The sequence below is a fragment of the Arthrobacter sp. NPDC056493 genome (genome assembly GCF_042795115.1).
In the GTDB taxonomy this organism is placed as follows: Bacteria; Actinomycetota; Actinomycetes; order Actinomycetales; family Micrococcaceae; genus Arthrobacter.
Map to the genome: position 1 here is coordinate 1 of NZ_JBHTSL010000109.1, position 5,752 is coordinate 5,752.

General features: G+C 66.4%; 4 protein-coding genes and 2 riboswitches. All 4 genes read right to left on the reverse strand.

Going from position 1 to position 5,752, the window contains the following annotated elements; all coding sequences use genetic code 11:
- Positions 1-593 (reverse strand): serine dehydratase beta chain (locus tag ACFQ50_RS24190; protein WP_377998174.1); only part of this gene is annotated, 593 nt, incomplete at its 3' end.
- A 157-nt stretch (positions 594-750) separates the two neighbouring features.
- A complete protein-coding gene (gene gcvH, locus ACFQ50_RS24195) occupies positions 751-1,134 on the reverse strand; it encodes a glycine cleavage system protein GcvH (protein WP_377998175.1) in 384 nt (127 codons plus the stop codon).
- A 31-nt stretch (positions 1,135-1,165) separates the two neighbouring features.
- A complete protein-coding gene (gene gcvT, locus ACFQ50_RS24200) occupies positions 1,166-2,299 on the reverse strand; it encodes a glycine cleavage system aminomethyltransferase GcvT (RefSeq protein WP_377998176.1) in 1,134 nt (377 codons plus the stop codon).
- A 10-nt stretch (positions 2,300-2,309) separates the two neighbouring features.
- On the reverse strand, positions 2,310-5,192 hold the full coding sequence (gene gcvP / locus ACFQ50_RS24205) for an aminomethyl-transferring glycine dehydrogenase (protein WP_377998177.1): 2,883 nt from the start codon (positions 5,190-5,192) through the stop codon (positions 2,310-2,312).
- Positions 5,193-5,340: 148 nt separating this feature from the next.
- A riboswitch (glycine riboswitch) is annotated at positions 5,341-5,441 on the reverse strand.
- A gap of 196 nt (positions 5,442-5,637) precedes the next feature.
- Positions 5,638-5,735: riboswitch (glycine riboswitch) on the forward strand.
- Positions 5,736-5,752: the final 17 nt, after the last annotated feature.

Sequence of the window (5,752 nt, forward strand, 5' to 3'; positions counted from 1 at the left end):
AGCATGATGTCGGCGATGGACAAGCCCTGCGCGCGGCAGTGCTCCAGCAGTTCCGCCGCGGTCCGGAACGGCAGCGGCAGCTCCTTCTTCGACTCGGCGAGCTCCTTCAGGGCCGCGTCCTCCTCGCCCTCGCGGACAATGAACCCGCCACCTACGGAGAAGAACGTTGCCTGGTGAAGCACGTTCGCCCCGGCGTCGGACACCGTGAACGTCATGCCGTTGGTGTGCCGCGGCAGCACGGTCAGCGGCCGCAGCACCATGTCCTCCACGCCGTAGGGCAACGCGATCGATCCGGCCAGCTGCAGGGTGCCGGTCTCCGCGATGGAGGCCAGCCGCTGCTCCACTTCATCGGGCAGGATCAGCTCCGGGTGATAGCCCTCCAGGCCCAGCAGGACCGCGGTCATGGTGCCATGCCCGTGCCCGGTTGCCGCGAGCGAGCCGTACAGGTCAACCCGCAGCGACGCCACGTCCGCCAGCGTCCCGGAGGCCTTCAGCTCCTCCGCGAAAACGGCAGCAGCCCGCATGGGTCCAACGGTGTGCGAGGACGAAGGGCCAATACCGATCGAGAAGAGGTCAAAGACGCCAACAGCCATGGTCGGTTCCTAACTGGATAGTTGTGGTCGGTTCGGGCTGGGGAGGTGGACGCGCTGGGGTGAGGCCGCTTAGGAGTGGAGTTTTTGTCCAGATAATGGGTCCAAATGGGCCTCGAAGTCGCGATATCTGGACAAAAACTCCATTCTCGGGAGGGAGTTAGAGCTCGCCGCCGTTTGCTGTTGCGTATTCTTCGGCCGACATCAGCGGGCCCTCTTCCGTGACGGCCACCTTGAACAGCCAACCGGCGCCGTAGGGGTCGCTGTTGATCAGGGCCGGATCCGCGACGACGCCGTCGTTGACCTCGGTCACTTCGCCGGTCACCGGCGCGTACAGGTCGGAGACGGACTTGGTGGATTCCACCTCGCCGCAGGTTTCGCCTGCCGTGACGGTGGAGCCCACCCCGGGCAGGTCCACATACACGATGTCGCCAAGGGCGTCGGCCGCGACAGCGGAAATCCCGATCCCCACAGGGCCGCCCCCGTCAGCGGCAACCCATTCGTGCTCGGCGGAGTACTTCAGTTCAGAGACAACTTTGCTCATGTGATTTTTTCCTTTGGCATCTAGGTGCTGGTTACTTGGAGCGCTTGTAGAAGGGCAGGGCCACCACTTCGAACCGCTCGGCCTTGCCTCGCAGGTCTACGTCCAGGACCGTGCCAACTTCGGAATGCTCGACGTCGACATAGGCCATCGCGACCGGGTAGCCGAGGGTGGGGGAGGGCTGGCCGGAGGTGACCTCGCCGATCAGCATGCCGTCGTTGAGGACCGGGTAGTGGCCCCGGGCGGCGCGCCGGCCCAGGCCTTTGAGGCCCACGAGCTTTTGGCCAATGGTGGAACCAACGCCGGCCGCCTTGATCGCGGCCAGCGCCTCCTTGCCCACGAAGTCGCTTTCCTTGGCCAGCGAAACCACCGGGCCCAGGCCCGCCGCGTAGGCATTGACGTGGCGCGAGAGCTCGTTGCCGTAGAGCGGCATGCCGGCTTCCAGGCGCAGCGAGTCCCGGCAGGCCAGGCCGGCGGGGATGAGCCCGTGCGCGGCGCCCGCGTCCAGGAGTGACTCCCAAACTCCGGCGGCATCCTCGTTCGGCACGTAGATTTCGAACCCGTCTTCTCCGGTGTAGCCCGTACGGGCCAGCAGCAGGGTCTGGACAGTGCCGTTGACGGTGATTCCCACCTCGACGGCGGCGTAGTACTTCAGTTCGGTCACAAGGGAGTGCTGCCCGGCCGGGACGAGCTGGAGCAGGATGGCCTCCGCGTTGGGCCCCTGCACCGCGATCAGCGACGTCTCCGCGGAGGCGTCCTCGACGGCGACGTTGAAGTTCGCCGCGCGCCCGGCGAGGGCGGTGGCCACCTTCGTTGCATTGCCGGCGTTGGGGACCACGAGGTACTTCTGCTCGCCGCGGCGGTAGGAGATGAGGTCGTCGATGATGCCGCCGTCGGCGTCGCAGATCAATGAATATTTGGCCTTGCCGACGGCGATGGCGGACAGCTTGCCCGCCAGTGCATAGTCCAGGAAGGCGCCGGCGTCCGGGCCGGTGACCCAGACTTCGCCCATGTGGGAGAGGTCGAACAGGCCTGCTGCGTTGCGGACGGCATGGTGCTCGGCCAGCTCGGACGTGTACTTCAGCGGCATCTGCCAGCCACCGAAGTCGGTGAAGGACGCGCCGGCTTTCTTGTGCTGGTCGTAGAGGGCGGTGTAGTTCTCGGTCATTGCGGAATCCTTAGTTTTCGAAGTCTGCTGTGTTGTCCTCGAACGCTTCGAGGGGCGGGCAGGAGCAGACCAGGTTCCGGTCGCCTGCCGCGCCGTCGATCCGGCCCACCGGCGGGAAGTACTTGTCCTGCTTGAGTGTCTGCACCGGGAAGGCGGCCTGCTCGCGGGGATAGGAACGGTCCCAGCTGGAATTGACGACGGCGGCCGCCGTGTGGGGTGCGTTGCGCAGCGGGCTGTTTTCCAGGGTGAAGTCGCCGTTGGCGACCTGCCCGATCTCGGCGTGGATGGCGATCATCGCGTCGATGAACCGGTCAATTTCGGCCAGATCCTCCGACTCGGTGGGCTCCACCATCAGGGTGCCGGCCACCGGGAACGCCAGCGTGGGGGCGTGGAAACCGTAGTCGATCAGGCGCTTGGCCACGTCCTCGGCGGTCACGGCGGTTTTGGCCGTCAGTTCGCGCAGGTCCAGGATGCACTCGTGCGCCACCAGCCCGCTGTCACCCGTGTAGAGGACCGGGAAGAACTCGTTCAGCCGCGCAGCGACGTAGTTCGCCGCGAGCAGTGCGGACTTGGTGGCCTCGGTCAGGCCCTCCCCGCCCATGAGCTTCACGTACGCCCAGGAGATGGGCAGCACGCCCGCGGAACCGAAGCGGGAGGCAGAAATGGCGACGCCGTGTCCTGCTCCTGCGTTGTCGGAAGAAGCGTTGTTCGCATCGCCCGGCATGAACGGTGCCAGGTGCGCCTTGGCCGCGACCGGCCCGACGCCGGGTCCGCCGCCGCCGTGCGGGATGCAGAACGTCTTGTGCAGGTTCAGGTGCGAGACGTCGCCGCCGAACTTGCCCGGCTGCGCGAGGCCGACCAGGGCGTTGAGGTTGGCGCCGTCCACGTAGACCTGGCCGCCGGCCGCGTGGATGGCGTCGCAGACCTCGCGGACGTCGGCGTCGTAGACACCGTGCGTGGACGGGTAGGTGATCATGATCGCCGAAAGGACGTCCTTGTGCGCCTCAATCTTGGCGTGCAGGTCGGTGTGGTCGATCGTGCCGTCGGCGGCGGTGGCCACGACGACCACCTTCATCCCGGCCAGCACGGCCGAAGCCGCGTTGGTGCCGTGCGCCGAGGCCGGGATCAGGCAGATGTTGCGCTGCTCATCGCCGCGGGACCGGTGGTAGCCGCGGATGGCCAGCAGCCCCGCGAGCTCACCCTGCGAGCCGGCGTTGGGCTGGATGGACACCTGATCGTAGCCGGTGATCTCGGCGAGGTCAGCTTCCAAACCATCGATGAGTTCACGCCAGCCCCCGGTCTGGGAATCCGGGGCGAACGGGTGGATCGAGGCGAACTCCGGCCAGGAAATGGCTTCCATCTCGGCCGTAGCATTCAGCTTCATGGTGCACGAGCCCAGCGGGATCATGGTCCTGTCCAAGGCCAGGTCGCGGTCGGAGAGCCTGCGGATGTAGCGCAGCAGCTGGGTTTCGGAGCGGTGCGTGTTGAACACCGGGTGCTGCAGGTAATCGGACGTGCGCAGCACGGCTTCCGGGAGTTCGAAGCCCGCTGCGTCCCCTACGGGACCGGCGCCGAAGGCGACGGCTACAGCGGAAAGTGTTGCCGCCGTCGTCGTCTCATCAATGGAAACGCCGACGGTGTCCGCGTCGATGAGGCGCAGGTTGATCCCGCGGGCCTCGGCCGCCGTGATGACCTTGGCGGCCTTGCCGGGCACGCGCACGGTGAGCGTGTCGAAGAAGGAATCGCTGGCGAGTTCGCGGCCCGCCGTCCTGAGCGCGGTCGCGAGGACGCGGGCGTTGTTGTGGACGGTTTCGGCGATGGCCTTCAGGCCGTCGGGGCCGTGGTAGACGGCGTAGAAGGACGACACGATGGCCAGCAGCGCCTGCGCGGTGCAGATGTTGGACGTGGCCTTCTCGCGGCGGATGTGCTGCTCGCGGGTCTGCAGTGCGAGGCGGTAGGCGGGAACACCGGCGTTGTCCTTGGAGACTCCGACGATCCTGCCGGGGAGCGTGCGTTCCATGCCTTCACGGACGGCCATGTAGGCGGCGTGCGGGCCGCCGAAGAACAGCGGCACGCCGAAGCGCTGGGCAGTTCCGACGGCGATGTCCGCGCCCTGCTCGCCCGGTGGCGTGATGAGGGTGAGGGCAAGCAGGTCGGCGGCCACCGTCACCAGCGCACCCCGCTCCTTGGCGGCGGCGATGACGCCGGACTGGTCCCACACCCGGCCGGAAACGCCCGGCTGCTGGAGGACGACGCCGTTGATGTCGCCGTCGGGCAGTCCCTGGGAGAGGTCGGCAACCTCCACCTCGAAACCGAGCGCTTCGGCGCGGCCCCGGACGATGGCGATGGTCTGCGGCAGGCAGTCCGCATCCAGGACCGTCTTCCCGTCCTTGGCGTCCTTGTTCTTGTTGGCCCGGCGCATGAGCAGTACGGCCTCAGCCACGGCGGTCGCCTCATCCAGCAGGGACGCGTTGGCAACAGGGAGGGCCGTGAGGTCCTGGACCATGGTCTGGAAGTTCAGAAGCGCCTCGAGCCGGCCCTGCGAGATCTCCGGCTGGTACGGGGTGTAGGCCGTGTACCAGGCGGGTGCTTCAAGGATGTTTCGGCGGATCACCGGGGGCGTCACGGTGTCGTAGTAGCCCTGGCCGATCATCTGCACCGCGGTCTTGTTCCTGGCGGCCAGGCGGCGAAGCTCGGAGAGAACCTCAACTTCGCTGAGGGCAGCGGTGAGTCGGAGGGCATTCTCCTGGCGGATGGACGCCGGAACGGCGGAATCAACGAGGCCTTCGACCGTGTCATAGCCAACGGTCTTGAGCATGGTGTCGATATCGGCCTGGCGCCGGGCGCCGATATGCCGGTCGGCAAAAGTTGATGGAAGAGATTGAATCGTCATGAGGAACTCCAGGTCTGGCCGGCCACGAGTGGCACGGCATGGATTGGGTTCCTCCCCGCTCTGTATTGGACCTGAGAGATTCCGCGGACTTGGTTCTCCGCTTGCACCGTCGGTGAGCCCGGTTACCCGAACTGCTTTCCAGAGTTGCCTAGCCGTGGCGGTACGGGGGCCTGAGAGATTCCTGGGGAGGATTTGCTCCTACGGCGCCTGCCCGGTGAATGACTGGGAGGACTCTCCCGCCACGGGTCGAAAGGCTATGAAGATGTGGGTGATTCGGCTCACAAGTTACCGGACATTTCCCTGCATGCCAAATCCGGCCCCCGTTTGACATTTCTTCGTGACCGAGACCACACTGAACCGGTGGCTAGCCGGCTGAGCTGACCGGTCCGGGACGACCGTCCGGGCATGCTCACGGCCCCTGCCATCCCATAACTGAAAATGCTTACGATCTGCGGCGGGAGAGTCCTGCCGGTACGTTCAGCAGGCGCCGTAGGAGCAAACCCTCCCCAGGAAACTCTCAGGCCCACGTACCGCCGCGGCGAGGCAACTCTGGAAAGCAG

Coding starts and splice junctions, on each gene's coding strand:
- gcvT (WP_377998176.1), bottom strand. CDS start 2,299: ATGACCGAGAACTACACCGCCCTCTACGACCAGCACAAGAAAGCCGGC.
- gcvH (WP_377998175.1), bottom strand. CDS start 1,134: ATGAGCAAAGTTGTCTCTGAACTGAAGTACTCCGCCGAGCACGAATGG.
- gcvP (WP_377998177.1), bottom strand. CDS start 5,192: ATGACGATTCAATCTCTTCCATCAACTTTTGCCGACCGGCATATCGGC.